Genomic DNA, 25,743 nt, shown 5'->3' on the forward strand with positions numbered 1-25,743 from the left:
TAAGCCGTATCCGCCATGACGACCTGGGCAGGTAATCCCTCGATCAATTCGGCGGCTTGCGGTACGTCGCTCTTCTGACCTGCGGTGAGCTTGAACCGTACGGGACATCCCAGGCCGCGAACGGCCATATGTATCTTGGTGCTCAGGCCACCGCGCGAGCGACCGATCGCCTGATCTTCAGACCCCCTTTTTTCGCCCCAGCGGCGTGCTGGTGCGCCCGGACGATGGTGGAGTCGACGATCAGATACTCGAAGTCCGGATCACCGGACATCGCTTCGAATATGCGCCACCAGACCCCTTGATGCTCCATCGACTGAAGCGCCGAAACACGCTGTTCCAGTCTCCAAACACCTCCGGAAGATCACGCCAGGGAGAGCCAGTGCGCACGATCCAAAGTACGCCCTCCACAAACATCCGGTTGTCCCGTCCGGTCGAACCCTTCTGGTCAGGCCGGCCGATGATCAACGGCGCCATCCGCTCCCATGTCGCGTCGCTCAATACCAAGCGGTCCATCACACCCAAGGCGGCCTCCCCAAAAGCAGCCTTGAATCTGATTTGCGCCTAAAAGGGAATCCTTAGAGTCCACACCACCTAGGGGGCCGTGGAGGGCGGTGCAGGCCATCGCCGCGCGGCAGTACCTCCCCCGGCTCGCTTCCAAACTCTCACCCAAGGATCGGCTTGACCGCCAGAAGGTCAATGAAGCCGTGGCGAGGCACAAAGAAAAGAAAAGCCCGACGCCGATTAGAGGAACGCATCATCGCGCAGCCGTAGCTCCGCCGGCAGCGATACTGCTGGCGCCCCTTGTACTCAATGATCTGGTCTGGTTCCCCGCCTTGGAGGTCGGGGACCGGACGCAAACCGGCGCGCAGTCCATGACCTCCGTGACGCCCTTGTCTCGGTACGTTACGATCCGATAGCCGAGTCGCTCAATGATTTTTCAAGCCCCTCAACATCGAAGGGATTCAAGGTTTTCTCGACAGGCATTTGCCGCCCCCGGCCCCAAACTGGCCACCGCAGCTTATCCGCACGGCGCCGGAAGGCGAAGAGCATTTCAGCCATCTCATGGACGTTCGACACGGCGTGGCAGATTTATTGATCTGATGCGCCGTACCAGTGTAGCCCGCTCTGCTGACGGTCAGCGTGCTGGTGGTACCGCTGGTGATGCGGGCCCTGAGACTGGTTAAGAATGGCACCCGGCGTTCGCCGCAGTGATAGCGGTGCCGCAGAAACGGCGTGACCGAGTGCCTCCGGCGAAGGATTCAATATGCTTTGCGTGAGGGATTGTTACCCGCCATCAGCGACCCCGGCCATCCCGAGCACGAACACATGCGCCTCTGGGGCCCGTCGGAGGGCGGAGACGCAAGCGGCTCCGGGCAAAGCCTAAAGCCCGGCCTGCTGGCACGCCTCCGGTCCCGCCCTACGCTTGATCTGGCTGCGGCTCCTCATCGGCTGGGTCTGAGAATTCCACGTTGGCCAAGTCCGTTTTCATGGCTTTCCCGAAGGCTGCGCAGTCTGCGGCGGTGACCAAGTGAAAGCGCAGGTCTTTTTGCTGATTAACCGGCTTAACATCGTCTGGCTTAGACAGCGCCTTCTGTCGGACTAGATTGTCGCCGCCATGAACGTCGACCATGATGCGATCAAGGAACTTCTATCCCGCCTGACCGAAGGCCTCAATGTCGAGGTCAAGAGCTGGATCGATTCCCGATCAACCGAGCGGGACCGCCAATATCATTAGAGCGGTTGTCGCGCGGCGCAATCGCAATGACGGCAACTTCATCATCGGCTTCAACGACAAAACGATGAAGCCTGAAGCTGCCAACAGGCCCGCCGATGTTCGGGCAGCGTTCCATCTCTATAAGGTTCAGGGCCTTGTTTCCCGTTACGCGTCTGACCTGTTCGAAATCGGCCTCGCGTTCCCGGAATATGAGGGCCTCGAATATCCGGCGATCGTCATCCCGGAAGGCGTGGGAACCCGGTTGCAGAAGCAAGCATCAAATCCCTCGCTCTCAAACGTAGAGACCCATCTCAAGAATGCCGGCGGCGCTGGTTCGCTCACGTGAAAACCGCCTAGGAACGGTAGCGCGGCGCGTTCATTGCGAGCTCGAATCTCCGCCCCTCTTTAGCTCGGTGAACTTCGCCGCCATTGTTGGGTTTCCTCTAGTGAGCCTTTTGATCGTGACGTCTTGGGCTTTGTCATTTGCTAGGCGAAGGTTGCGATCCGTCCCCAGCAGGGCCTCCTTGGTCTTCTGCAAGTGATCGATCGACTTGTCGATTTCCTCGATGGCGGTCTGAAAACGTTTTGAGGCAAGCTCGTAGTTTCTCCCAAACGCGGCTTTGAACGAATCGAGCTCTGTTTCGAAATTTGTGATGTCAATATTCTGCGCCTTAACAAGTGCGAGCTCCGACTTGTACTTGAGCGCATTCATGGCTGCATTGCGCAGTACCGAGATTATCGGAAGGAAGAACTGCGGCCGAACGACGTACATTTTTGGGTACCGGTGGGCCATGTCAACGATGCCAGTGTTATACAGCTCGCTGTCCGGCTCCAGCAGAGATACCAAGACTGCGTACTCGCACGCTTTTGCAGTTCGATCCTTGTCCAGCTCCTTTAGGAAGTCCTCATTCTTGCTCTTGGTCGAAGTACGATCGCTCTCGTTCTTCATCTCAAACATGATTGATACAATTTCGGTACCCGCCTCATCGAGGTCACGGAATATGTAATCCCCTTTGCTGCCGCTGCGGGCATCATTGTCTTTTTCGAAGTACGCCCTCGGAAACGCTGTTGCCCTGATGCGGTTAAACTCTGTCTCGCAGTGCTGTTCGAGGGTCTCTCCAACCATCTTGGTAGATAATCTAGCCTTAAGATCGCGAAGACGCTCGATGGCCTCGTCGCGATCTTTAATCTGCGTCTCGTACTTATCTTTCAATGATTTTTCAGCGAGTTGCTTCTCCAGCGCCAATTGCTCGAGATTGCTTTTGTATTGGTCTCGCTCTTTCTCGGCTGCGGTGACCGCCTCGATTATTGCAAGCTTGCGCTCCACCTCGCCTGCATCGAGTTTGGTCTTGAGCTCCTGGATAACAACATCTCTGTCAGCGACAATCTTGATCTCGGCAAGCTGAACAGCATTCTTTGTTTCTTCCAGTTTGCTGGCGAGCTCGTCGCGTTCCTTCTCCACGTCTTTCAACGCTTCGGTTACTGCAAGCTTGCGCTCAACCTCGCCTGCATCGAGCTTGGCCTTGAGTTCCTGAATAACGACGTCTTTGTCGGCAGCAATCTTGATCTCGGCAAGCTGACCAGCAGCCTTTGCTTCTTCCAATTTGCTGGCGAGCTCGTCGCGCTCCTTCTCCACGTCTTTCAACGCTTCGGTTACTGCAAGCTTGCGCTCAACCTCGCCTGCATCGAGCTTGGCCTTGAGTTCCTGAATAACGACGTCTTTGTCGGCCGCAATCTTGACCTCGGCAAGCTGACCAGCAGCCTTTGCTTCTTCCAATTTGCTGGCGAGCTCGTCACGCTCCTTCTCCACGTTTTTCAACGCTTCGGTTACTGCAAGCTTGCGCTCAACCTCGCCTGCATCGAGTTTGGCCTTGAGCTCCTGAATAACGACGTCTTTGTCGGCAGCAATTTGGGTCTTGGCAAGCTGAACAGCATTCAGTTTGTCTCGCTCGGCCAGGTCAAGGCGCTCATGCAACTGCTGCTCGAACTCGCTGTCCCGCACTTGCTTGAGAATATCAGCATAGCCTGCCTCATCAATCTTGAAGGCCTTCGAGCAATGAGGGCAGATAATCTCTCGCATTTTGCTATCCTACTGGCGACAAGGCGCCGTCTGCTCGCCATCACAGACCGAGCTGCGATTTGAGCGAGAGCTACCTACGGCAAAACGTCAGGTTCGTCCGAAAACGAGCGTGACGACTAAAAGGACCGCTGACGGGCGACCGAATCAACTTTAGGGAAAGGGAGCGATGGAGTGTCCTCCCGCCGCCTACCGTCAAGAAATTACCTCTCTGCGGGTCTTGACTCGATTGTTTGCACAATCGCGGTTCGTCTGCTGGTGGCAGACTGGTCCGCTTGGGCCGGCGTAGATTTTCCGGTGATCGCGCTACGACCGATTTTGCGTGTAGTCGTTCGTGACTCTCCTTCCTCAGGCAGCTTGCCCGCGCCGTAACAGGCTTTGCCTGATTGAGGAGAATTGCGAATCAGCGTTACGCAGTCTGGATTCAGAGCAGCAAACGGACCGGACGTGGAGGCATTTTTCCGCATCTTGGCGCCTTTTCCTCAGGCGTTGCTGCTCAGCTGAGATGGCGGCAACCTCGATTGCAGCACGGATTTCATCAGGGGTTCCATCCTCAAGCGTGGCCGCTAGAAATTCGGCTTGCGTCTCAGGCTCTGCGAGATATTCCGCTGCATCGAAGCGTGTTGTTACCATCTGCTAACCCTCTCTCTTAGCCAATTCGTGAGCGCGCTTGATATCGGAGCGTTGCGTGCTCTTGTCGCCACCGCACAACAGGATCACGAGAAATTGCCCCTCTGCCGATAATAGACCCGATAGTCGGGGCCGTAATCGATCCGCATTTCGGAGACGCCTTCGCCAACCGGCTTGCTGTCGCCTAGATTGCCGTTCTCAGCGCGCACGATGCGAGCGACGATACGTACCTTCGCGCCTCCAAAGCCTGCAGCCTGTTGCGCTTGTCGCAGTGTCTCTAAGCGTGGAAGGGACCTCATACGGAATGGTTTGGGCCGTTAGGCACTATGCATCTGCGAAAGCATCAGCATGACTTTCATCCATCTTTGTGCCCGTCTCAGATCTTGACTTAGTACGCAACGATACAATTCGGCTGACTATACCAGCCAAAGCAGTGGATTTGGCTCCTTTTTTCTCAGCAGCGGTCAGCACCTCTATCATTATTGCCGGCACTTTGATTGCATCCTCATTTTTCACGAGACCGTACTTCAACTTCACCGCACCGAGTTCTTCTTGATAGGTTTGATTTCCGATTTCCGCTTTAAGTACATCCTCGAGCACATTCTCGAAGCAGGCATATGAGTCCGCAACAACGGTAGCCGGGGTAAACACTGAGCTAGCGTCTACACCACTAAGGATCTGCAGGGCTTTATTCTGGTCCTGGTGATCGCCATTGTCGCAATCCCATACCGCGAACGTCGGAATTCTCAACTCCTTGAAGATTGCCAACGGCCGATCGAGGTTCGTTTTTCCATCAACGGGCAAAATAGCGATCCCAAGCGCCTCTAAGTCGATACCTTCAAGGGCGGCGGCAGCTATGATTGCGGCACGGTCGCTTACCCCCTCGACAAGGACCACAGCGCCAGCAAAAAACCCTTCAGCAATTTCGGAATTAATAATATGCAGACGAGCCTTCAGGCCTGCGGCCGTGAATGTTCCAGCGGCCTTCCCGTAAGCAACTTCGAGGCGCGAAGCCACCGTCGAAAGCTGGGAAGAGGTCAGAATGCACTCCTTTTGAGCGCTGCCTGCAATAGGGCTACGGCGCGCGAGACAAACTTCCTCAAATCGATCCATCGAAACGAAGAGTGACGAGTGCGTCGCGAATAGAATCTGTGTCTGCCTTGCAACTCCCAATAACTTACCGGAGCTAAGCTGCGTTAGCACTTTCGCGAAGTGCCGCTGCTTGGTTGGATGCTGATACAGTTCGGGCTCCTCAATTGCGAGGATAAGGCCCGGCAGAGTATAAGAACCAGGGGACTGCTCTGCAGGCGCCTCGGCGCTCTGCGGTTCTTCGCCGGCTTCGGTTACCGGCGCGGCCGCCGAAATCGTTTCCGCCTCAGCTGACGTCGCTTTAGCTAGGTGCTGAAGTAGCGTGAGAATGAATGCCCGTTGGAGGCCGTGCCCCTTTTTATCAACGGGACCCTCAAAACCGTCGTCATCCAATAAGACTTCGGCCGAAGGCAAGGGAATGATGAAGTCCTGTGCGGGCCGCCAATTTAAATTCACCGCAGCCTCAGGATAGAAGACCTGGAGGGTGTCAGTAAGCTCATCGGAAAGGTGCCCCAGCTCATGGAGTCTTCCCGGGTCCGTTAGTTCCTTATATTCGGCCGTTATTTTACCTTGGAATTCCTGGATTTCCTTCCGCCTCTGAATGGCACTCTTCACCACCAGTTCCAAAAGTTTCGCAATTACAGCACCTCGGGCATCGAGCGCATCAGCAGATGCGTCGCGGACCGCTGGAATAAATACGAAGCTCGTGGCCTTCTGAAGGGCACCCTTGGCTACGTTCGTAAATCCAAAGAACTGACCATCGTCTCTTAGAAGTTCGCACTCTGCGATGTGACTTTCTTCATATTCTTCGAGAGCCGGCCAAATTTGCTCCGCCTTGCTTATACTTGGCAAACTGGCAAACGAACCTCCTTTCTCACGAACTGTCTTGTATTCGGCTCGTTGCTGACTCGCACTGCTCGCAGCTCGTATAGCGGCAAAGTCCGGGTGCTGCGCGGTTACGCCAAAGTAACGTCCATTCCCTTTTCCGCCGCTCACCTCGAAAATACGGACAACGGTCATCTCATCGTTGTGAATCCGCTCCTGAAATATCTCTTTCTCCACCTCGTTAAATGCGGTGAAGGTCAACTCGATCTCAATGGGCTCATTCACTTGACGACCAAAGAAATCATCCAGTTCAACGGTCGATGACGGACTGTAGAATTTCTCTATAGCTCGAAGCACAGTCGACTTGCCGGCTCCGTTCCCGCCGACAATCGCTGTTTGCGATCCAAGTTCGAGCGTAATGTCTCTGATGCTACGGAAATTGCGCACGCGAACGCGTTTGAGAATCATATGTTGGCCGCAAATCTGCTTCGAAAAATAGGAATCTAAAGCACAACCACTCGTTGTCAATCACTGAACATGCACAAGCTTACAACATCAACAAAGAGATATGCGCTCCCGGTCCTGCATATAAGAGATGATTCGGGTGATTGCTGTGATTGATAGCGAGAAGCAATTTGGCCGCCAGGTTCTTGCGCTACGCGTCGGCCAGCCTGATCTCGTTCGTCGAATTTCAGGTCCCGCACCTACTTTCCGCGCTGGATTTCGCTCTTTAGTTCCCGTAAGTTGCGTGGATATGCTTCGCAGCTACATGTTGCATCGCATAACGTATGGGCTACAGATTGCAACTAGATATCGATTCGTCGAGCGAACGAAAAGCGGAGAAAGAAAGAGATGCTTACAAATATGGCCAGCGAGGCCATCAAAAAGGGAGTTTGCCTACAACTACAATATGATGGCTACAATCGTGTTGTTGAGGTCCATTGTGTGGGCGTCACCACCAAGGGCAATCCGGGAATACGCGTTTGGCAGGTGCGGGGCGGCAGCCAGAGCGACCAAACCGTGGGCTGGAAAATGCTGCTATTGAACGAAGTTGCGAGCGCCACGCTGACGGACGAAAAATCGCAAGCGCCTCGTCAAGGGTACAAGCGAGGTGATAAAGGAATGAAGAGCATAATATTTGAGATCTGAAATGGCGCAGACGGCCAATAGGGCCGTCGTAGCCGTTTCTGGCCGTCAGCTAGTGGTGGGAAACACGGAAATGCCGATCCCGTCACCATGGCCGTGCATTTAAAACGGTCAGACACTGAAGCGCACGAGGAACCGAATCAGGGTCAAAGACTCTGACTCCGAATGAAATGGTGTCTGCGTTGCTACGGCGCCCGTTGGGTTTGTGAGGCCCATCCGGACAGGCCTTGGGAATTCGGCCCGCACGCCTGCCCGTGTGGTGCGCCGGGCGACCCCTGCCCCATATGCAATCGACCAGAACTTGATACCGCGCCAGACTTACCCCCGGGCTTCAAAGTCGAGATGGAGCAGGATGACTGGCCCTGAACTTAGGCCCTGCGTTACAATTTCGCCGCCTTGTCCGCACGCGGCTGCGGCAGTCCCAGCTCGCGTTCGATCTCTTCTTGCAACAAAGCCAACACCCGCCATGCCAATGAGCCTGAATGCCTGATGCGCTGTTCGGCGCCGTCCACCATGACAGCATCGAACCCACCGCGCTCGATCAGGTGCCTAACGATTGGGATATCTTAAGAGGCTGATTGCTCCTTCGCTGTCACTTTTCGATACCCAACCGGGCGCTGAGATCCCTATTTGGGAACGAGAAGCAGTCGAGGCATTCAAGCGCGCAGATGCCGAAGGCGATTGGGGCGCCGCTATTCGAGGGTGGGATCAGGTATCGCTATCAATTGTTTTTTGCCAATACGTTACAGATACAAGCCGTCAGAATTCTTTACCGTTACAGCTTAGCCCGCCTCATTGAGGGCTCTGCAAAATTGCGCCAGACACCCATCGTGATGCAGCTAGCGGAGGTATTGACGGTCGAGCGGAGACTCCGACTCGCCATCGCCTGCGATAACCCTCATATTCAACTCGCGGCCATATACCGCACACTGACCGATGACCGAAGGCCGCAGAGCCTTTCAGAAACCAACAAAACCCTTTTGACCGATTTGCTGCTCGAGGTCGCGAACGACACTCCGCGCCGGGCGACATAATGAAGATCTTCTCGTCATATCCCGCCATCAATTTACCGCTTGGGCAGGCTTTGGCGAAGGTACCAGACCCCGCTAAAAAAGCCTCCTTCAGTCCGCAGCCTGAGCAAGCGAATCGCCTGTTCGCTACCCAATGATGAGGTATGTCCACGGATTTTTTAACCGCTCTCACCTGCAACCTGGAGAATGGACCATGATTCAATTGCGGCGTCATAACTCTCGGGACTACGCGGCCCTACCGGACATCGACCTTACAACCGCAGGCCATCTCGCCGAAGACGATCATGCTTGCCTCGCCGAGATCGGAAGCTGCCTCATAAAAGATCACGCCAATAAGCGATTTGGCGCTACACTCCTGCACAGTCATTTCCCGGTCCGAGACGGCGAGGTTCTCGTTGAGGAAGCACACGCCGACCAGCAACTCATCACGCTGCGCCCTATTTCGGGAAAACGGCCTTCCCTGGTGGCGAACAGTGTCTGCTTCGATGGCGCTGGTGGTCCGCTGGCGCTGGTCGGTCTGGAATTTACGTCGGAAGAGACCCTAGCGGGCATTCGCCCGCTGGGTAGACAAGATCGTGATGTGCTCACTGGGCTCTACGAAATCCTCCAACGACATGACAAAAGCGGTCGGTTTGGACTTCGCTTATTACACGACCCTCTAGGATTGGGCGGACGTGTTCTGCTCGAGACGTGCGAGCCCGCCAACCGGGTTCTGACTTGCCGAACCACGACCGAAGACGACCCAAACTTTGCTGAAGCGATTCCAACACTCTTCCAATGGGAAGCGAGTTTGGCTCACGGCGACTCGACGATCAGCCAAGGATGCATGCAGTTCTGCAAAAGCGTCCGGAAATGCGCTGTTTCACGCAGTGGCCATCAGTCTAGCTCCAGCCACGACTCCAGCCACGCGCGAAGCGCTGCGCAAGGCCGCCAAGAGTTATGAGGACCTCGCCCGCCGAGCGAAGCAGATCAAGGAGGCGTTACACGAGGGGGCTGCTGCTGTGACGCTGGCCGCGGCCTTCGGGCTCAATCCGCTCATCGCTGCGCTGTCACTGGCAGCTATCAGTTTCGGCTTGGCATTATCAGCGGGGCTCCCGCGTTAATTCAGGGTGCCGGTCACAGAGACTGTTTGCAATGACCAGTCTCCGGCTAAGACTAGAGAAACGACGGAATGCTAAACAATAATGGCGCGCCATTCAGAACAAAACTGCGAACTCATATATAATTCAAATTGCTATATAATTTTTCACCTAAGGTGTCGAAGATCGACGGAGTGAAGCCCTTCATCGCGGATTAGACCCGCGGTCGAGTGCAACCCAATAGCAAATCTACTAGCCTATTGCGCGAACCGTCCGCTAGAGTGGAAGACCTTCGGAATGAGGACCCATGCGAAGCGTAAGCGAGTTCGCCGACCTTTTCAGGCACGTAAGCGCCGATAAATCGGAATCCTATCGCCGCATCATGGACGTCTTTGCGGCGGCCAAACGGCAATACCGCTTGCAACTCAGACCCGACGAGGTTTTGGCCGAGGCAGAGTGGAGCGGCTCGGCCCCTCGAATAGAGGAAGTCAACGTGGCCCTCACTCAGCTTACCGTTTGGGGAAATCTAGAATCGCATCCCGATACGGCGCGAGTTTCAAGTCTAAGCGACTTTTACCGCGCCCGCTTTCTCTACCGTCTCTCGCAGGGTGGAGAGGCTGTCGAAGCTGCGCTGTCGCTCTTCATACAAACGCTGCAGCGGCGCGCGGAGCTGCAGACTGTCGCACTCGAGGACATCGCAAATCGCTTGCGGGCACTGCAGACGCTTGCGGGCGAGCGGGAACCCGATGTCGCGAAAGTTCACGAAACGCTGCGCGACCTCGTGCGCGTATTCGAGGGGCTGGCGGAGAACGCGCAGGCCTTCATGGCGGGCGTCGCCCGCAGCATCGAGCTGCAGCAGGCCGAGTCTAGCGCCGTATCGACTTACAAGCGGCAACTGATAGATTATCTCGAGCGTTTCATAGGCGACTTGGTACGCCGCTCCGATACGATCGCGGGCCACATCCTCGCCCTCGATCCAAGTATCGACATCTTGCTGCAGCAAGTCGCAGCGCGCGAAGCTCGCGACGCCGCCCCAGGGAACGAAACCGATCGCGTCGAAGCACATACCTCCCATTGGAACGCCTGGCGCGAACGTTGGAAAGGCCTCCAGGGATGGTTTTTCCGCAGCGGCCACGAACCCTCTCAGGCCGAGCTGTTACGAGCGAGAGCAAGATCCGCGATCCCGCAACTCCTCGGTGCGATCGCAGCGCTCAACGAGCGCCGCAGTGGGCGCAGCGATCGATCGGCGGATTTCCGAATACTGGCCAATTGGTTCGTCGCCTGTCAAAACGACGGCGAGGCTCACCGATTGGCACGCGCGGCCTTCGCGCTCAATCCTGCCCGACATTTCGCGCTGAACACGGACGCCGACGCCGATCTGCCGGCAAGCACCCGTTGGGCCGATGCTCCACCTTTGAAGATCCACCCTCGACTGCGCGAATACGGCGAGGCGACGCCGCGCGGGCCGATGGCCAGGATCCGGGATCGCGCCGAAGCCCGCGCACGCCTGGCTCGGGAGTTGGCCGAGGAGTTTCTGCAGGTAGAGACTGCGCGCCGGCGTCTCGCGAACGGCCATCCCACCCGACTTTCGGATCTGGGGGAGCTTGACGGATATGCCTTCGGTCTATTTCTCGGGCTCCTCGGCGAAGCGCTGACGGAACAGACGGATCCGGAAGCCTCGGTGTCCCGGCAGACGGGTGATGGCCTGCTCCACATCGACCTCACGCCTCTGGCGGCGGAAACCCGGGCAGAGATATCGACTCCGCACGGCATCTTTTCGGGGCGCGATCACCTCATCACGATCACGCCGACGCAGGACTTGCGCTGATGTCCAGAGCCGAGGATACGCGAGGAAGCCGCAACATCGGCCTGGAGCAGCGCAGACATCAACGCGAGGAGTTCAGGACGGCGGTCCGCGCGCTCCTGATGACCCCGCTGATGACGCCGGCGCACGAGGAATTTCCCTCGGTACGCCGGCAGGCCGACATACTGCGTGCCTGGTTTTCCCGCGAAACCGGGTGGCCTCTGCATATCGAACAGGAGGGGGCTCGTCTGTACAAGAGACCCGCCGAACTCTCCGCGACCACGCGCGGACTGCCCGACTACGACAGGCGCCGCTACGTCCTGCTATGTCTCGCATGCGCCGCGCTCGAGCGTTCAGAATCGCAGATCACGTTGCGTCTGCTGGGCGAAAGGCTGTTGCAGCTCGCTGCCGAGCCCGTTCTGACATCGCTTGGCTTCGCCTTCACGCTCGGTACGCAACATGAGCGCCGCGAACTTGTGGCGGTTTGCCGAACGTTGCTGGAGATCGGAGTGCTTCAACGCGTCGTCGGCGACGAAGAAGCCTTTGTGCAGACCCGAGGCGAGCAGGCCGACGCGCTCTACGACGTGCAACGCCGGACGCTCGCCGGTCTGCTCGCCGCCGTGCGCGGTCCGTCGACGTGGCGACCGGATGATGCCCCCGACACCCTCGAGGAACGCCTGAGCGCGCTGGTCGACGAGCACGTCGCGGACAGCGACGAGGGACGTCGCACCGCCCTTCGCCACCAACTCGCGCGGCGCCTCCTCGACGATCCCGTGATCTACGTCGAGACGCTCGATGCCGAGGCTAGGGCATATTTCGTCAATCAACGCGGGGCCATGGCCGCACGTCTTTGCGAAGCCTCGGCTCTGACCGCGGAGCATCGGGCCGAAGGCCTGGCGCTTGTGGACGAGACTTGCCTGCTTACCGACGTCGCCATGCCGGCTGAAGGCACCGATGCCCACGCCACCCTGCTCGTTGCGGAATATCTTGCGAGTGCGATCAAGCGATCCGATGCTCTCGACGCGGACGCAAATCCGCATCGGATCGAGTTCTCCGAGCACGAGATCGTTGCTTTTCTCCGTGATGCCAAGATCAGATACGGTCGATATTGGCGCAAGTCCGCCCGCGAAGCCGGGGCGGAGCGCGAACTCGCCGGCATCGCCATCGAGCGGCTGGAAAAGCTTCAACTGATCGTACGCGGCAGTGAGGGGATCCGACCGTTGCCAGCGATAGCCCGCTTCGGCCTCGGCGAGGCCGAAATCCGAGATACTCCTGATGCGCGGCGGGCGTCGATCGCCGAAGGGATGGGTCCGGCGTGAACGAACGCCCCACCTCCTTTCCCGCGACCTCCGAACGACCGGCGCTTCCGATTCCGGTTCGGGATCGCTGGCAGCCCCTGCGCCTCGGGCTGGTGGAGATGTACCATTACGACAGCGAAGAGTTCTGGTTTCGCGACGGTCACCTGCTGCTACGCGGCAACAACGGTACCGGCAAATCGAAGGTGCTGTCGCTGACGCTTCCCTTTCTGTTCGACGGACAGCTGAAGCCGTCTCGCATCGAGCCCGACGGCGACAACGGCAAGAAGATGTCGTGGAATCTGCTGATGAATAGTTACGACCGCAGGGTCGGCTATTCCTGGATTGAGTTCGGCCGTCTCGGCAACGACGGGACGCCGCACTATCTCACGCTCGGCGCCGGCCTCTCCGCCGTCGCCTCGCGTCCGAACGTGGAAAGCTGGTTCTTCCTCCTGGACGACGCGGACAAACCGACTCGAATCAATCAGGATCTGTGGCTGATGAGCGAGCAGCGAGTGGTCCTCACCAAGGAGCGGCTGCGAGAGGCTCTTCAAGGCCGAGGCCAAGTGTTCGACACCGCGATGAACTACCGTCGCGCCGTCGATGAGCGGCTTTTTCATCTGGGCGCCAGGCGCTACGACGCGTTGATGGAAACGCTAATCCAATTGCGTCAGCCGCAATTGTCGAAGAAGCCAGACGAGACGGCGTTGTCGGATGCGTTGACGGAAGCATTGCCGCCGTTGGCTCCGGAGCTGCTGGCCGACGTCGCCGAGGCGCTCGGCCAGCTTGAAGAGGATCGCCAACAGCTCAAGGAATACCAGTCGCTCGCCGAGGCCGTCGAACGCTTCGACCAAAAATACCGTGTCTACGCGGGCACGCAGACGCGAAGGCAGGCGCGCACGCTGCGTCAGGCCCAAACGGAGTTCGACAATGCGAGCCGTTCGCGCGGCGAGGCAGAAGCGAGACTGGAGACCGCTTCGGCTGCCGAGGACGAGGCGCGCAAAGCTTGCGATGCGGCCGAAATCGAATTCAAACGCGAGCGATCCCGCCTCGAAACCCTTCGCTCGGGAGCGGGTATGGAGGACGCGAACCGCCTGGAATCAGCGGAAAAGGACGCGGAAGCGCGTCAGAGGGCTCTGTCCAGCGCCGAAGGCGTAATGGAGTCCGCGAGGCGGCGATTGAGATCAAGCGTAGACGAGACTAACTCCGCGGCGGAGCGAGTTCGGCAGATCGAACGTCGCGCCGCCGATCTACGCCGGGAATGTGGAGCCTTCGCCGACACGGCCGGCGTCCTCACTGCGTATGCCGACAATCCGATCGCCAAGCTCGACGCCGAACGGCTTGCGGCGTTGACGCCTCAGACCTTCGAAAAGGCCGGCTCCGAGCTTCGGGTCCTCGTTGAGGGCCGGCGCGAGGAAATCGTATCGTTGCGGAGACGAGATGCCGAAGTGGTGGCGGCGGAGTCGCTGAATACGCAACGCCGAAATTTCCGAGACGAATGTCAGGACGCCGCCGATGCCGCCGCGGAGAGACGTGAATCGGCCGATGCAGGCGTGGAGCGCGAGGGCCAAAACCTGATCGACGCATGGGAGAGTTGCTTCGCAGGCTTGAAGCAACTTCGCGTCACGCCGGACGACGGCTTCGCGACTCTCGCCTCCCTATCCGAGTGGGTCGTCACGCCGACGGGCGACAATCCCGCGCGTCGGCTTCTGCAAGACGCGCAGCAAGAGACCAGCGAGCGCCTGGCGACGACCCGCGTAGCGCTCGAAGGTCGGCGGCAAGGCCTGCTGACGGAACGCAAAAATCTCGAAGAAGAACGCAGCCGCCTGGAAGGCGGGATCGATCCCGAGCCGTCCCCGCCGCCTACTCGCGATCCCGAAGCCCGCACAGCGCGCGAAGGTGCCCCTCTCTGGAGGTTGGTGGACTTTCACCCCTCGGTGACGCTCCCTCAACGCGCCGGACTGGAAGCCGCGCTGGAGGGAGCCGGGCTCCTCGATGCCTGGCTTTCGCCCGACGGTCGCCTTCAATCGTCCGATCGAGGTACACTCTTTCGAGACGCGCAGATGCTCGAACGACGGCCTCAATCGCCTTCGCTTGCCGACTGGTTGCGCGCGGACGTGCCGGCCGACAGCGGCGTATCTAACGCGATCGTCGAAAGCATCCTGCGCGGAGTGTCCTGCGCGGACGCCGAGCCAGCGGAGGCCGAGTCCTGGATCGCTCCTGATGGCCGCTTTCGGCTCGGGGCCTTAAGTGGTGCGTGGGAGAAGACGGAAGCGGTCCACATCGGCTACTCCGCGCGCGCCGCCGCCCGCGCTCGGAGGTCGGCGGAAATCTCGCAACGGCTGGCGGAGATCGTAGGCGAGACTATCGGACTGCAGGCGGAGTTCGACGGACTGGCTCGGGATCAGAACGAAGCGACCGACGAATGGCGCCTTGCGCCGACCGACGATGCGCTGCGCAACGCTCATCTCGCCGCCGCGACCGCCGCTCGCGAAGCGGCAACGGCTCGCCAGCGGTTGACCGAAGCCGCGATGCAATTCCATGCGAGCGAAGAGGAACTCGCTTCGGTGCGGCGGCGGCGCGCCACTGACGCCGCCGACCTTCGGCTGCCGGCGTCACCTTCCGAATTGGCGGCCGTCGAAGCGGCTCTGGGGCGCTACCAAGAAAGCCAACTGCGGCTTACGCAAGCCGTCTTGGAAGTACGCCTTGCGTTGCCCGATCTGGAGCGGCAACGCGTCCGCGAAAGCGAGGCGCGAGAGACAGCCGCCGCGCATGAAGACCAGCTCGCGACCGCAAAAATCGAGGCCGAAGAGGCCGCGGTCCGATTCGACGTGCTGCGCAAAGCCATCGGTGCGAAGGTCGAGGAACTGCGGCGCCAGTTGAACGAAGCCCGCGCGGCCTCCGATGCCGCAGAGGTCGCTCTGGACGGTGCGGAGGAAGCCCTGAAAAAGGCGGGGGAGGCGCGCGCGGTCACAAACGAAAAGGTCACGACCGCGACCGGCGTCTTCGAGCAGAGGAGCGCAGCACGAAGCGAGGCGATATCGAGGTTTCAGCAGTTCACCGCGACCGGTCTACTGGCCGCCGCTATCCCGCAAATCGTATTGCCGGAGATGGGTGGTCCCTGGACGATCGATCCGGCCTTGGGACTCGCCCGACGCGCCGAGCAGGCGCTGTCGACGCTCGACGATAAGGACGAGGCGTGGGCGCGCATCCAAAAGCAGATCAGCGAAGAACTGACGGAGTTGCAGACCGCGCTCAGCGCGCTCGGTCACCGGGCTCAAGCCGAGCAGAACGATTGGGGATTGATCGCGCACATCATCTACCAGAACAGGCCGGAGCGTCCCGACATGCTCGCGGCGCGTCTCGCCGAGGAGATTGCCCATCGGAGCGAACTCCTGACCGAGAGCGAGCGGACGGTGCTGGAAAATCACCTGCAGGCGGAGATCGCCTCCGAAGTGCAACGCCTGCTGCAGGCTGCGGAAATCCGGCGGGACGCGATAAACAAGGAACTGCACAGCCGTCCGACATCGACCGGGGTGCGCTACCGACTGATATGGCCGACTCTGACGGAAGAGGAAGGCGCTCCGGTCGGACTGGAAGCCGCACGCAAACGTCTGCTGAACGTCAACGCGGATCTGTGGTCGGCCGAAGACCGAAAGGTCGTCGGAGCCATGCTGCAACAGCGCATCACCGCCGAGCGAGAGCGCGCGGATTCGGGAGCAAGCAGGGATTCGGCCGGACCATTGATAGACCAACTCTCCCGTGCCTTGGACTATAGGCGCTGGCATCGCTTCAGGGTCGAGCGTTGGCAGGATGGACACTGGCGCAAGCTTTCGGGCCCCGCCTCGAGCGGCGAGCGGGCGCTCGGATTGACCGTGCCGTTGTTCGCCGCAATAGCGAGCTTCTACAGCCAGGGAAGTTTTCCGCTGGCCCCGCGTCTGATGCTGCTCGACGAGGCGTTCGCCGGAATCGACGACGCCGCGAGGGCGCATTGCATGGGATTGATTCGCGAGTTCGATCTCGATTTCGTCATCACAAGCGAACGCGAATGGGCCTGCTACGCCGAGCTTCCCGGCGTAGCAATCTGCCAGCTACAGCGGCGCGAAGGAATAGATGCGGTCTTCGTCTCCCGTTGGAGCTGGGACGGAAGAGCCAAAAGACGCGAAAGCGATCCCGACCGCAGGTTTGCGGCTTCATGAGGCCGCCGATCGAGCCACGGCTGCAGCGCCTACTCGGAGGAGCCGAATACGCGAACCTCCGCAAACGGCTTCGCGACCGGTTCGCCCGGGCACCAGAAGGCGAGGAGGTCGAAAACTTCCGGATCGGCAAGCTGACCTCCGACGAGCACGCCCTGTTGGCGTCGCTGCTGGGCCGCCATGTCCGCCATTCCTCCTCGCTGCAGGTCGTTGTCGGCCGCGTGGATGCGACGTTCCGCGATTCCGGCGTCGCCATGTCTCTGCGCGATGCGCTCGAAATTATCGACGGGCCGATCGCGAACCTAGCGGAAGCGCGGCGCGCATCGAGAGAGATGTGGTCGGATGTTCTCGACGTATGCACCCACCAAGCGCTCGTCGAGCTGCTGCGGACTCCCAAGGGGCTAGGTCTGCTCAAGCGGCTCTCAGGGTCGCAGCCGGATGTGGCGATCGAGCTGTGCCGCAGGGTCGAAGCGACGCTGCGGCGACTGCCCGCTAATGCCATCACGCGCTCGCAATTGGCCGCCGAAGCCCTGGGAGACGCACACGCTCTCGATGGCGGAAGACCGGCCGCGACTCTGATCCTGACGATCTGGCGACGGCCGATTGCGCGGTCCGGTAGAGAAGAAGGCTTCGACGAGCCGGAAGGGGAGACCGAAATCGAGCCCGCCGAACGGGCCGAGCGCGACCGCGACGTCTGGGCCAAGGCCGGGGTCCTGGTCAACGAATTGGCGCGGCCAGCCTTGTTCCTGAATTTGCCCGTCGAGGGCATGGAGAGGCACGGACAATTTCCGGGAGAGCCCGTCTACGCCTCGTTGCGGTGGCTCTTGCGCACGCCTCCGGCATGGAGGGTGGCGGGTCGAAAGGTTTACGTCTGCGAGAACCCCAACCTTGTGGCCATCGCCGCCGATCGCTGGGGCGCCGACTGCGAGCCGTTGGTCTGTACCGACGGAATGCCCGCCGCGGCACAGAGGTGCCTTCTGTCGCAACTGACCGAAGCGGGTGCGAGGCTTCACTATCATGGCGATTTCGATTGGGCGGGTGTCCGCATCGGCAATCACATGATGCGCGCGCATGGAGCCAGGTCCTGGCGGTTCGATGCCATCGACTACGTCTCGGCAATTAAAGGAGCATCAGAACTCGGACAGAAGCTCACGGGAAAGGCCTTACATGCATCTTGGGACGAAGGCTTGACGGCGGCGATGCAAATGCATGACCTCTCCATCGCTGAGGAGGCTGTCGCTGCTTGCCTCTTAAACGATCTCAGATCAACAAAGTAACGGTTCGTGGTTCTATCTTGGATGGCAGCGAACTGGTGCGCCCGGAACGATTCGAACGTCCGCCCCTCAGATTCGTAGTAAGGAGGCAAGGTTCTGTCGAGAGGACGTCCATCCTTCACCCTCGATGAACTCCGGATAGCCCTTGCACGCAGCCGACCCGGAACCCGAGGCCGTCGCGCGGATTCCCGATTCAGGGAATCCGTCCCGGCGGTTAGACCGGGACGGAGAGGGAGTTATGACAGAAGTGGTTGCGGGATAGGATTTGAACCTATGACCTTCAGGTTATGAGGCGGAAGGTCCGATGAAAGCAAATAGGCCCTCCTGGGCGCGCCTCGGCCCTATCAAAGCGGTCCGTCCGATTTATACGCCACGGCCGCCCAACCGCCATCCCACGCGCTTGAATTTGAATCGCCCCGCGATTTCAATGCTCAAACCGGTCATGGTGCGGGATGGAACATGCGCTACAATGATGAGACAGTTCGCAACGAGTGGCCCGGTCGCAAGAAGCGCCCTCGCAAGACCCGTGGAATGCCGCCGCCCGCGACGTTCGATATCGATACGCTGCCGGGCAGCTCAAATTTGACGGCACTGGAAGCGGCCGCGGTTATCCGGCGCACGCCCGGGGCTCTGGAGCAATGGCGGCGCGATCCGAACCACGCGCTGAAATGGCGCTACGTCGACGGCCGCCCGCTTTACCGCGTGGATGCGGTGCGGGATTATCTGGCCGGCTCCGATAAAATCTCTAAACCGATCCAGCCGCACAGTGCTCGCGAAGACGACCGAGCAGCTCAGCCTTGATGGGGTCGAGGGGGTTCGTCCGCTGTAAGCGCACGACCTTGCCGACCCGTGCCGCGCCGATCAGTTCCGCGATGTAGTCATGCGCCGCGTCGAACGCCATCTTGCGAATGATCCACTGTTCGTCATGATTGTAGACCTGATCGATGCCGCTCGGCTTTTGCCCGACACAAAGCCGCTGGATCTCGTTGTCGTAGCCGCAGCGCGACATGATGGTGCGCAAACTCCGTCTCAGGTCATGCATGGTGAACTTGTCAACCCCCGCTTCCTTAACCAAACGATTGACCATCTTGGTGAAGCCCGACATCTGGCCGCCTGTCTTCGATGACGGGAAGACATAGTCTGAGGTTGCCCGCTGGAAATGTTTCGCGGCAGCGAGCACCTCATCAACGAGATGAGTACGGGGTACATCGTGGTGTAGGCCCATCTTGGTCCATGCTGCATCGAATGTGATGCGGTCCTCCATGACGTGCTTCGACCACTCGATCATGGTTGGCTCGCTCCGGCGCGGACCACCGAGCAAGCACGTCCTTACCAGAAGCCCGAAGGTCCCGAGCTTGCCGGATGCCTGCCAGACCTTGATGATTTCTTCGTCGGTCAGGGCACGGCCCTTCGTTCGGCGCCCGACCCTTTGCGCACGCGTTTCCTTAGGCTCGCGATAACCGGCAAGCACATTGTGGTCGACATAGCCCTCCCCAACGCACCATTCGAGGAACGTGTGGGTGTGTTTGCGCAGGTCCCTGGCCGCGCCACGCTTACCGGTCTTGGTCACCTTGTCGACCGCTGCCATGATTTGCCGTCGCGTCAGGTCTCCAACGCCACTATCGGCGTGCTCCTTGAGCCCGCGTCGCAGCGCCGACATTGCCGGCTTCCAGTTGACGACCTGCCGTCCCGTCAATGACGTCTGGTAGGGACCATCTTCAACGATGAGGTCAGCCAGTACCGTGCGCTGCTTTTCAGCCGTCTGTTGCCGCCTCGCCTCGCGTTTCGCGTCGTTTGGGTCCACGCCCTTGAACACCTCGCCTGCGGCAATGGTGGCGGCCTTGCGCGCGGCTTTCTCATTGTACTTGGGCCATGAGCCGAGGGTCTTGCGCTGGGTTCCTCTCACCCCCGGCTTGGTGAAAAGGTAGACCCAGGTCCGGCCGCCGGTGATGCGCATGCGCAGGGCGAGGCCGGGCAGCTTGTCGTCGTGGAGATAATGCTGTGCCTTGCCCGGCGGCACCGTGGCGCTACGGATCACCGCGTCGGTGAGTGTCAGCTGGTTGGTAGGCTCCGGCATGGCCCCTGCGCTCCTATCGCGGTGTGCCCCGCAGACGCCCGGATCATCCAAGCGACGGGAAACTAGCATTGACTTTCCTTCGCTTTCCCGCCCTGGGGCACACCAGCGAGGAAGAACGGCCCCTTGAAGAACAGAGGGAGCACAGATCCCTCCCCAATTTGTGTGCCCCAGGGGAAAATCTGCGACGGGCACAACGGGGGCACACAAAATGCGGTATGGCCGCTTATGGCCCCTTGAGACTATAAGCCGATGTAATAGAATGCATTATTTCGACGACACTATGGCCGCGTGGGGCCAGCATAGACCTACGGATTGTGGTTCACACGGGAGAGGTCCAAGGTTCGATCCCTTGTGCGTCCACCATTCCCCCTCGGGACCAGCTCGTCAAAAATATCGAAAACAACCCCATGCAAAGTAGCCGACGCGTTAGCGGCGGCGGCCCGGCCTTTCCAGCTCACTGCCGGCGGCGATGCGGGGCGGGTGACGGGTTGGCGTTGCGCCGGCTGAGTTCGCCGAGCAGGTCGCGAACGGCGCCGTCGAGTTCGTCGGGTGGCAGGATGGCGTGATCGGCGGGCTGCGTGCCGGTCCGCCGATACCAGCCGGAGGCGGAGCTGTCGTCATTCGCGGCGCGAACCTGCGGCGCACGAACGTGAGCGCGCGGGGCGGATCGCCGCCGCCGGCGCGAGATCAGCTCGCGTGCGCCGTACCCCGATATGAACCCGATCCCGGCGACGAGAGCGACAATCAGAAGCTCGAGCATCGTGTTGCCCCCAATCACCGTGCCGCAATGCAATATGCGCGACAATGCGGCGGCGGCTTGACCGGGCCGGTTCCTTTTCACTGTATCGAACACAACCCTGCCCCTCGGAATCGTACGGGGTTTTGTTTGCAGGCCTCCTCGGCTACCTTCCCGGAACTCGCGGGGCCGGGAGTCTGGATGCGCAAGGGCAACGACTACATTTTGAAGCTGCGGCCTTGGTCCTTGTCGACATTCGTCGTCGCCCTGCTTGCGGTGGTGCTGGCCACCGCGACCCAGGAGATGTTCGCGAGCTTCGGCATGCAATTCTATTTCGCGGGCTTCGTGCCGGCGATCCTGATCGCCGGCCTGATGGGCGGCGCGCCCGCCGGCGCCTTTGCGACCATCATCACGGTACCGATCGTCTGGTGGGCGTTCATGCCGCCCTATTTCGAGTTTTCCTGGCCGACGCCCGACGACTACGACAGCCTGGCGATGTTCCTGCTGTCGAGCGCGCTCTTGGTCAGCTTCTCGCAACTCTATCGGGAAGCGCTGGCAATTTTGCGGAAGTAGCGGACGACCCAAGCCGCGACCCGGCCGCCGGCGATAGCGCACCGGTTGCCTTGTCGTGGATCGTTCGCTCTCAGATCCCGAACATCCAGATCGCGACGATGGTGGCCAGCGTCGCCACGCCGCTGATGGTCCAGCCCGCCGCGTAGAAGCTGTCCTCGGGGGCGGTGTCGAGCACCGTATTGGTGGTTTCCGTCATTGACCGCCAGCGCATGGCGTCTCTCCTCGGAACTCCTGCCCGGCCAGACAACGCGGCGCCCGGTTCCCGGTTCCGCGGCGGCCATGCCGTTCACGCAGAGCTCACGGACTGCTGATCGGCGCCGCGGAACCCTGCGACATTCTGTCCCGTTGAGGCTCGCCGGAAACCAACTTGGGAGAACATCCGATGCGAACACTGATCCTCGCCGCCACCGCCCTTGCCTTCGTCTCGCCCACCGCGCTCGCGCAGGACAAGGCGGGCGGCAGCCCGGCGCCCGCCGCCCAAAGCGGCGACACCGCGACCAAGGGCGAGGCGGCCAAGGCGCCGAAGAAGAAGGCGAAGAAGACCGCCAAGAAATCGAGCGCCAAGACCGGTGCCGCCGCGACCGGCGCCGCCGGGACCGGCAGCGATGCCGCCAAGCAATAAACAGAAACAATCGCGCTCCGTACTTGGCGATCACGGAAAAGGCCGCCCGAAGGCGGCCTTTTTACTGTCTCGGTGCGGATGCCGCCTCGGCCCGTCGCGTCGCAATCAAGTGCGCCGACACCTCGGGCAGTGGAAGTTGGGGCGTGGAAGTTGGATCAGTGCAAGCTGGACCAGCCAAAGTCGGACCAGGAATTCAAGTGCGGGAGGGGGAGCGAAAGAGTTGCGGAGCTGATAATCCGCACCGCCATCGGATCGTTCTGAAAATTGACCACCAGCTCCAGTAATTGCTCCACCTCCCGCACCTTCTGTTGTGCCGCGCGTGCAGGGGCGACGCATGATCCAAACGGGCTATCACTGCAAACGCGAGGAAAGATTCACCGATAGACTTAATGCGGAGCGCCATCGTCGCGCCTGTTCGCGAGCCCGCTCTCGCGTAGCCGCTCGGCAAACCAGAGCGAAGTCGCGCTATCGATGGCTCCGCCGGCATAGACCTCGGAAAAGCTCACCCCGCTTTGTCCGACGATCACGAGCACGCCCATCGCATAGGCAAACCAGACATTCGGGTCGGTCAGCGCCTGCAGCTTGCGCTGATCGTGCTCGATCGGCTGGTGATTGCTGTCCTTGCGCAGTTCGATGGCCAGGAGATTGTTCGGGATATCGCGCTGATGCACGACGACATCGGGATAGATCGACTTGCCGAGATGGTCGTCGGTCGAACTCCCCGAGCCGCGGGGCAGCCGCAGCGTGCGCTCGCCGAGCCGGTCGTAGTTGCAATCGACCTGCCAGCCGGAAAATTGCCGCTCGACATAGACCGCCAGCCGGTGAGTGAGCGTTCGCTCGCCGAGATCGCGCTCCAGCAGGAACATCTCCTGCGCATAGAATTCCTCCACGGCGGCAATCACCTTGTTCAGCTCGGTCTGCATCGACGCCTCCGACTGGACTGGGCCGCCGCCGCGGCCTTTCAGCTACGCCTCTACATATGCACTTCGATCAGCCGCGGTCCCGGCTCCGCGACGGCTTCCGCGAGCGCCTTGTTGAACTCGTCGGCCGTCGTCACCGCCCTGCCCGGCACCCCCATGCCCCTGGCGAGCGCGACGAAGTCGAGCGTCGGCCGATCGATCTTCAGCATGTCCTGCGCCCGCTTGCCCGGCTCGCCGGCGCCGACGCCGTCGAACTCGCCGCGCAGGATCTGATAGATGCGGTTGGCGAACACGATGGTCACGACGTTGAGTCCCTCGCGCGCCTGGGTCCACAGCGACTGGATCGTGTACATCGCGCTGCCGTCGCCGACCATGCAGATCACCTTGCGGTCCGGACAGGCGACCGCGGCGCCGGTTGCCACCGGCGTCGAGAAGCCGATCGAGCCGCCCATGTTCTGCAGCCAGTCATGCGGCGCGGCCGCCGCCGTCGGCGGGAAGAAGCCGCGGCCCGTGGTGACGGATTCATCGACCATGATGGCGTGCTCGGGGATCGCGCACGCAATCGCCTGCGCGATCGTGGCGTGGTCGAGCGCACCGGTCGGCTTGACCAGCTCCGGGTGCTGCTGCGGCTTGACGTCCTGCGCGGTCGCATGCAGCGCACCCGCGAGCGCCTCGAGCGCTGCGACCGAATTCTCGCCCCAGGCGGTCATGCGATGCACCTCGCAGCCTTCTGCCTTCAGCATGCTCGGCTTGTTCGGATAGGCGAAGAACGCCACGGGATCGTTGGCCTCGACCAGCACGATGTGACGGAATTTCTTCAGGATCGGCAACGCCTGTTCGATCACATAGGGAATGCGGTTGATCGAGAAGCGGCCGCGGCCGCGCGCCATGCGCGGATGATAGGTCTGGCCCATCACCGTGCAGCCGGTCTTGCCGGCGATACGCTCGGCGAGCGCCAGCCCGTGCTCGGTCAGCGCGCTGCCGGTGACGAGCAGCAGCGTATGCGCGGCATCGCCGTGCAGGATCTTCGCCGCGGTATCGACCGCCTGCGGCGAATAGCTCGGGCGCTGCGTGTCCACGGCCACCTCGGCGATGCCGTCGGCTTCGTTCCAGGCGGTGTCGGCCGGCAGGATCAGGGTTGCGATCTGCGGCGGCGCGCTCCTGGCCGCAGCGATCGCGGCCGCGCCGTCGGCCGCAACCGACTTGGCATCCGGCGAGGTACGCACCCAGGACGACATCGGCCGCGCCAGGCCCTCGATGTCTGACGTCAGCGGCGCATTGTAGCCGATGTGGTAGGTGGCATGCTGGCCGACGATGTTGACGATGCCGGAATGCGCCTTCTTGGCGTTGTGCAGATTGGCAAGGCCGTTGGCGAGGCCGGGCCCGAGATGCAGCAGCGTCGAGACCGGCGTTCCCTTCATGCGGAAATAACCGTCGGCCGCACCGGTCACCACGCCTTCGAACAGACCGAGCACGCAGCGCATGCCCGGGACCTTGTCCAGCGCCGCGACGAAATGCATCTCCGAGGTGCCGGGATTGGTAAAACAGACATCCACGCCGCCTGCGACCAATGTCCGCACCAGACTTTCCGCACCGTTCATGCTCTCGCTCCCGTTTCGAGATGTTCTTGAGATCGCTCAGAGCATGATCCGATCCGATTGAATCGAATCATGCTCGTATCCTTTTGTTTGGTCGCATTTTCTTCACGCGAACCGGTGGCCACTTCGCTTGAAAACGCTCCAGCTTTTGTTTGGTCGCGTTTTCTTGACGCGAACCGGTACCCACTTCGCTTGAAAACGCTCCAGATCAACCATTCTTCAGCCGCTTCGTCAAAGGCTTGGCCGGACAATGCAGGTATCGCTTCCGATCTGTTGCCTTTTTAAACCGTGTTGTTCGAAAATGCCTGAGGTCACGGCTTCGTCGCTTGCGAAACGCCGGTAATTGTGGCCTCTCTGACTGCATATTTGATTGTTCGCGAGGACGACGACCATGCGCCCGATTGCCTTGATGTTTGCCGCGCTCACGATCCTGGCAGGTGCCGGCCAGGCCCACGCCCAGTTCTTCGACTCCCGCGGCTATCAGTCCGAGGCCCCGAGCTTCTTCGGCGGCGGCGGCGCAAGCCCGATCCCGCGCACCACCGTCAACTACCCGACCAACTACGCCCCCGGCACCGTCGTGGTGAACACCGCCGAGCGCCGGCTCTATCTGGTGCTGGCGAACGGGCAGGCGCTGCGCTACGGCATCGGCGTCGGCCGCGACGGCTTCCGCTGGAGCGGTGTCCACCGCATCTCCGCAAAGAAGGAATGGCCGTCGTGGACGCCGCCGTCGCAGATGCTGCGCCGCCGCCCCGATCTGCCGCGCCACATGAACGGCGGCATCGAGAACCCGCTCGGCGCGCGCGCGATGTATCTCGGCTCGACGCTCTACCGCATCCACGGCTCGAACGAGCCGGAGACGATCGGCCAAGCCGTCTCGTCGGGCTGCTTCCGCATGACCAACGACGACGTCACCGATCTCTATGGTCGGGTCTCGGTCGGCACCACCGTGGTGGTGAAGAACAACTGATCGCGTCGATTTCAACGGAACCAGGCGCCGCCATTCGGCAAGATCGCTGATCCCGTCGCCTTGATCCCTCCTTGCGCTGCCGCAAGCCTT

The 25,743-nt window shown here is 60.6% G+C and carries 21 protein-coding genes and 2 pseudogenes; 11 read left to right on the plus strand and 12 right to left on the minus strand.

Annotation, left to right across the window (positions count from 1 at the left end; genetic code table 11):
• From J6525_RS35440 to J6525_RS35465, 6 genes and pseudogenes are all read right to left on the minus strand, one after another.
• A pseudogene (locus J6525_RS35440) lies at window positions 1-522 on the minus strand (IS5 family transposase); the annotation flags it as partial.
• Between the two features lie 895 nt (window positions 523-1,417).
• The gene (locus J6525_RS35445; protein WP_225648121.1) at window positions 1,418-1,630 is read right to left on the minus strand and encodes a hypothetical protein; all 213 of its coding nucleotides are present in this window, start codon (window positions 1,628-1,630) and stop codon (window positions 1,418-1,420) included.
• Between the two features lie 52 nt (window positions 1,631-1,682).
• On the minus strand, window positions 1,683-1,988 hold the full coding sequence (locus J6525_RS35450; protein ID WP_225648122.1) for a hypothetical protein: 306 nt from the start codon (window positions 1,986-1,988) through the stop codon (window positions 1,683-1,685).
• A gap of 102 nt (window positions 1,989-2,090) precedes the next feature.
• Window positions 2,091-3,794, minus strand: a complete 1,704-nt coding sequence (locus J6525_RS35455) for a DUF2130 domain-containing protein (protein ID WP_225648123.1) — start codon at window positions 3,792-3,794, stop codon at window positions 2,091-2,093.
• 633 nt (window positions 3,795-4,427) lie between these two features.
• A pseudogene (locus J6525_RS47600) lies at window positions 4,428-4,720 on the minus strand (type II toxin-antitoxin system RelE/ParE family toxin).
• Between the two features lie 25 nt (window positions 4,721-4,745).
• Entirely contained in the window at window positions 4,746-6,803 is a 2,058-nt protein-coding gene (locus J6525_RS35465) for an ATP-dependent nuclease (RefSeq protein ID WP_225648124.1), read from the minus strand.
• A 384-nt stretch (window positions 6,804-7,187) separates the two neighbouring features.
• On the opposite strand from J6525_RS35465, the gene J6525_RS35470 reads away from it, so the two are divergent.
• Window positions 7,188-7,484 carry a hypothetical protein gene (locus J6525_RS35470; RefSeq protein ID WP_225648125.1) on the plus strand — a complete coding sequence of 99 codons (297 nt, stop codon included), beginning with the start codon at window positions 7,188-7,190 and terminating at the stop codon, window positions 7,482-7,484.
• Window positions 7,485-7,861: 377 nt separating this feature from the next.
• Here the strand turns inward: J6525_RS35470 and J6525_RS47060 are convergent, their stop codons facing one another.
• Complete coding sequence (locus J6525_RS47060) at window positions 7,862-7,996, minus strand: hypothetical protein (protein ID WP_283848662.1); 135 nt, start codon at window positions 7,994-7,996, stop codon at window positions 7,862-7,864.
• Between the two features lie 153 nt (window positions 7,997-8,149).
• Between J6525_RS47060 and J6525_RS35475 the strand changes: the two genes are divergently transcribed.
• The 7 genes from J6525_RS35475 to J6525_RS35505 all read left to right on the plus strand — a co-directional run bounded on the left by J6525_RS35475 (window position 8,150) and on the right by J6525_RS35505 (window position 18,961).
• Window positions 8,150-8,515 carry a hypothetical protein gene (locus J6525_RS35475; protein ID WP_225648126.1) on the plus strand — a complete coding sequence of 122 codons (366 nt, stop codon included), beginning with the start codon at window positions 8,150-8,152 and terminating at the stop codon, window positions 8,513-8,515.
• A 190-nt stretch (window positions 8,516-8,705) separates the two neighbouring features.
• Window positions 8,706-9,455, plus strand: coding sequence for a hypothetical protein (locus J6525_RS35480; RefSeq protein WP_225648127.1), 750 nt, complete (start codon window positions 8,706-8,708; stop codon window positions 9,453-9,455).
• A 443-nt stretch (window positions 9,456-9,898) separates the two neighbouring features.
• On the plus strand, window positions 9,899-11,419 hold the full coding sequence (locus J6525_RS35485) for a TIGR02677 family protein (protein ID WP_225648128.1): 1,521 nt from the start codon (window positions 9,899-9,901) through the stop codon (window positions 11,417-11,419).
• Complete coding sequence (locus J6525_RS35490) at window positions 11,419-12,714, plus strand: TIGR02678 family protein (RefSeq protein WP_225648129.1); 1,296 nt, start codon at window positions 11,419-11,421, stop codon at window positions 12,712-12,714. The genes J6525_RS35485 and J6525_RS35490 overlap by 1 nt, the downstream gene beginning before the upstream one ends.
• Window positions 12,711-16,889: a TIGR02680 family protein gene (locus J6525_RS35495; RefSeq protein WP_225648130.1), complete on the plus strand. Its 4,179-nt coding sequence runs from the start codon at window positions 12,711-12,713 to the stop codon at window positions 16,887-16,889. The genes J6525_RS35490 and J6525_RS35495 overlap by 4 nt, the downstream gene beginning before the upstream one ends.
• Window positions 16,886-18,163: a TIGR02679 family protein gene (locus J6525_RS35500; protein ID WP_225648131.1), complete on the plus strand. Its 1,278-nt coding sequence runs from the start codon at window positions 16,886-16,888 to the stop codon at window positions 18,161-18,163. Before J6525_RS35495 ends, J6525_RS35500 begins: the two co-directional genes overlap by 4 nt.
• 456 nt (window positions 18,164-18,619) lie before the next feature.
• Complete coding sequence (locus J6525_RS35505; protein WP_225648132.1) at window positions 18,620-18,961, plus strand: hypothetical protein; 342 nt, start codon at window positions 18,620-18,622, stop codon at window positions 18,959-18,961.
• Here J6525_RS35505 and J6525_RS35510 read toward each other — a convergent pair.
• Entirely contained in the window at window positions 18,906-20,237 is a 1,332-nt protein-coding gene (locus J6525_RS35510; protein WP_225648133.1) for a tyrosine-type recombinase/integrase, read from the minus strand. The two genes, J6525_RS35505 and J6525_RS35510, sit on opposite strands and share 56 nt — an antisense overlap.
• Before the next feature lie 454 nt (window positions 20,238-20,691).
• Window positions 20,692-20,997, minus strand: a complete 306-nt coding sequence (locus tag J6525_RS35515; protein WP_225648134.1) for a hypothetical protein — start codon at window positions 20,995-20,997, stop codon at window positions 20,692-20,694.
• Between the two features lie 177 nt (window positions 20,998-21,174).
• Between J6525_RS35515 and J6525_RS35520 the strand changes: the two genes are divergently transcribed.
• Window positions 21,175-21,546: a DUF4118 domain-containing protein gene (locus tag J6525_RS35520; RefSeq protein WP_092090069.1), complete on the plus strand. Its 372-nt coding sequence runs from the start codon at window positions 21,175-21,177 to the stop codon at window positions 21,544-21,546.
• A 70-nt stretch (window positions 21,547-21,616) separates the two neighbouring features.
• On the opposite strand, the gene J6525_RS35525 is transcribed toward J6525_RS35520, so the two are convergent.
• Window positions 21,617-21,757, minus strand: a complete 141-nt coding sequence (locus tag J6525_RS35525) for a hypothetical protein (protein WP_225648135.1) — start codon at window positions 21,755-21,757, stop codon at window positions 21,617-21,619.
• Window positions 21,758-21,928: 171 nt separating this feature from the next.
• On the opposite strand from J6525_RS35525, the gene J6525_RS35530 reads away from it, so the two are divergent.
• Window positions 21,929-22,168: a hypothetical protein gene (locus tag J6525_RS35530; protein ID WP_225648136.1), complete on the plus strand. Its 240-nt coding sequence runs from the start codon at window positions 21,929-21,931 to the stop codon at window positions 22,166-22,168.
• 386 nt (window positions 22,169-22,554) lie between these two features.
• Here J6525_RS35530 and J6525_RS35535 read toward each other — a convergent pair whose 3' ends face one another.
• Window positions 22,555-23,091, minus strand: a complete 537-nt coding sequence (locus tag J6525_RS35535; RefSeq protein WP_225648137.1) for a hypothetical protein — start codon at window positions 23,089-23,091, stop codon at window positions 22,555-22,557.
• 50 nt (window positions 23,092-23,141) lie between these two features.
• A complete protein-coding gene (locus tag J6525_RS35540) occupies window positions 23,142-24,689 on the minus strand; it encodes an acetolactate synthase large subunit (RefSeq protein WP_225648138.1) in 1,548 nt (515 codons plus the stop codon).
• A 388-nt stretch (window positions 24,690-25,077) separates the two neighbouring features.
• Here J6525_RS35540 and J6525_RS35545 point away from each other — a divergent pair, with 388 nt between their 5' ends.
• Complete coding sequence (locus J6525_RS35545; protein WP_035633276.1) at window positions 25,078-25,653, plus strand: L,D-transpeptidase; 576 nt, start codon at window positions 25,078-25,080, stop codon at window positions 25,651-25,653.
• Window positions 25,654-25,743 lie beyond the last annotated feature (90 nt).

It is taken from the genome of Bradyrhizobium australafricanum, assembly GCF_020329495.1.
Classification (GTDB): domain Bacteria; phylum Pseudomonadota; class Alphaproteobacteria; order Rhizobiales; family Xanthobacteraceae; genus Bradyrhizobium; species Bradyrhizobium australafricanum.

Coding starts and splice junctions, on each gene's coding strand:
- J6525_RS35500 (WP_225648131.1), top strand. CDS start 16,886: ATGAGGCCGCCGATCGAGCCACGGCTGCAGCGCCTACTCGGAGGAGCC.
- J6525_RS35545 (WP_035633276.1), top strand. CDS start 25,078: ATGCGCCCGATTGCCTTGATGTTTGCCGCGCTCACGATCCTGGCAGGT.
- J6525_RS35445 (WP_225648121.1), bottom strand. CDS start 1,630: ATGGTCGACGTTCATGGCGGCGACAATCTAGTCCGACAGAAGGCGCTG.
- J6525_RS47060 (WP_283848662.1), bottom strand. CDS start 7,996: ATGGTGGACGGCGCCGAACAGCGCATCAGGCATTCAGGCTCATTGGCA.
- J6525_RS35505 (WP_225648132.1), top strand. CDS start 18,620: ATGCGCTACAATGATGAGACAGTTCGCAACGAGTGGCCCGGTCGCAAG.
- J6525_RS35525 (WP_225648135.1), bottom strand. CDS start 21,757: ATGCGCTGGCGGTCAATGACGGAAACCACCAATACGGTGCTCGACACC.
- J6525_RS35470 (WP_225648125.1), top strand. CDS start 7,188: ATGCTTACAAATATGGCCAGCGAGGCCATCAAAAAGGGAGTTTGCCTA.
- J6525_RS35510 (WP_225648133.1), bottom strand. CDS start 20,237: ATGCCGGAGCCTACCAACCAGCTGACACTCACCGACGCGGTGATCCGT.
- J6525_RS35530 (WP_225648136.1), top strand. CDS start 21,929: ATGCGAACACTGATCCTCGCCGCCACCGCCCTTGCCTTCGTCTCGCCC.
- J6525_RS35455 (WP_225648123.1), bottom strand. CDS start 3,794: ATGCGAGAGATTATCTGCCCTCATTGCTCGAAGGCCTTCAAGATTGAT.
- J6525_RS35475 (WP_225648126.1), top strand. CDS start 8,150: ATGCCGAAGGCGATTGGGGCGCCGCTATTCGAGGGTGGGATCAGGTAT.
- J6525_RS35520 (WP_092090069.1), top strand. CDS start 21,175: ATGCGCAAGGGCAACGACTACATTTTGAAGCTGCGGCCTTGGTCCTTG.
- J6525_RS35535 (WP_225648137.1), bottom strand. CDS start 23,091: ATGCAGACCGAGCTGAACAAGGTGATTGCCGCCGTGGAGGAATTCTAT.
- J6525_RS35465 (WP_225648124.1), bottom strand. CDS start 6,803: ATGATTCTCAAACGCGTTCGCGTGCGCAATTTCCGTAGCATCAGAGAC.
- J6525_RS35480 (WP_225648127.1), top strand. CDS start 8,706: ATGATTCAATTGCGGCGTCATAACTCTCGGGACTACGCGGCCCTACCG.
- J6525_RS35485 (WP_225648128.1), top strand. CDS start 9,899: ATGCGAAGCGTAAGCGAGTTCGCCGACCTTTTCAGGCACGTAAGCGCC.
- J6525_RS35490 (WP_225648129.1), top strand. CDS start 11,419: ATGTCCAGAGCCGAGGATACGCGAGGAAGCCGCAACATCGGCCTGGAG.
- J6525_RS35540 (WP_225648138.1), bottom strand. CDS start 24,689: ATGAACGGTGCGGAAAGTCTGGTGCGGACATTGGTCGCAGGCGGCGTG.
- J6525_RS35515 (WP_225648134.1), bottom strand. CDS start 20,997: ATGCTCGAGCTTCTGATTGTCGCTCTCGTCGCCGGGATCGGGTTCATA.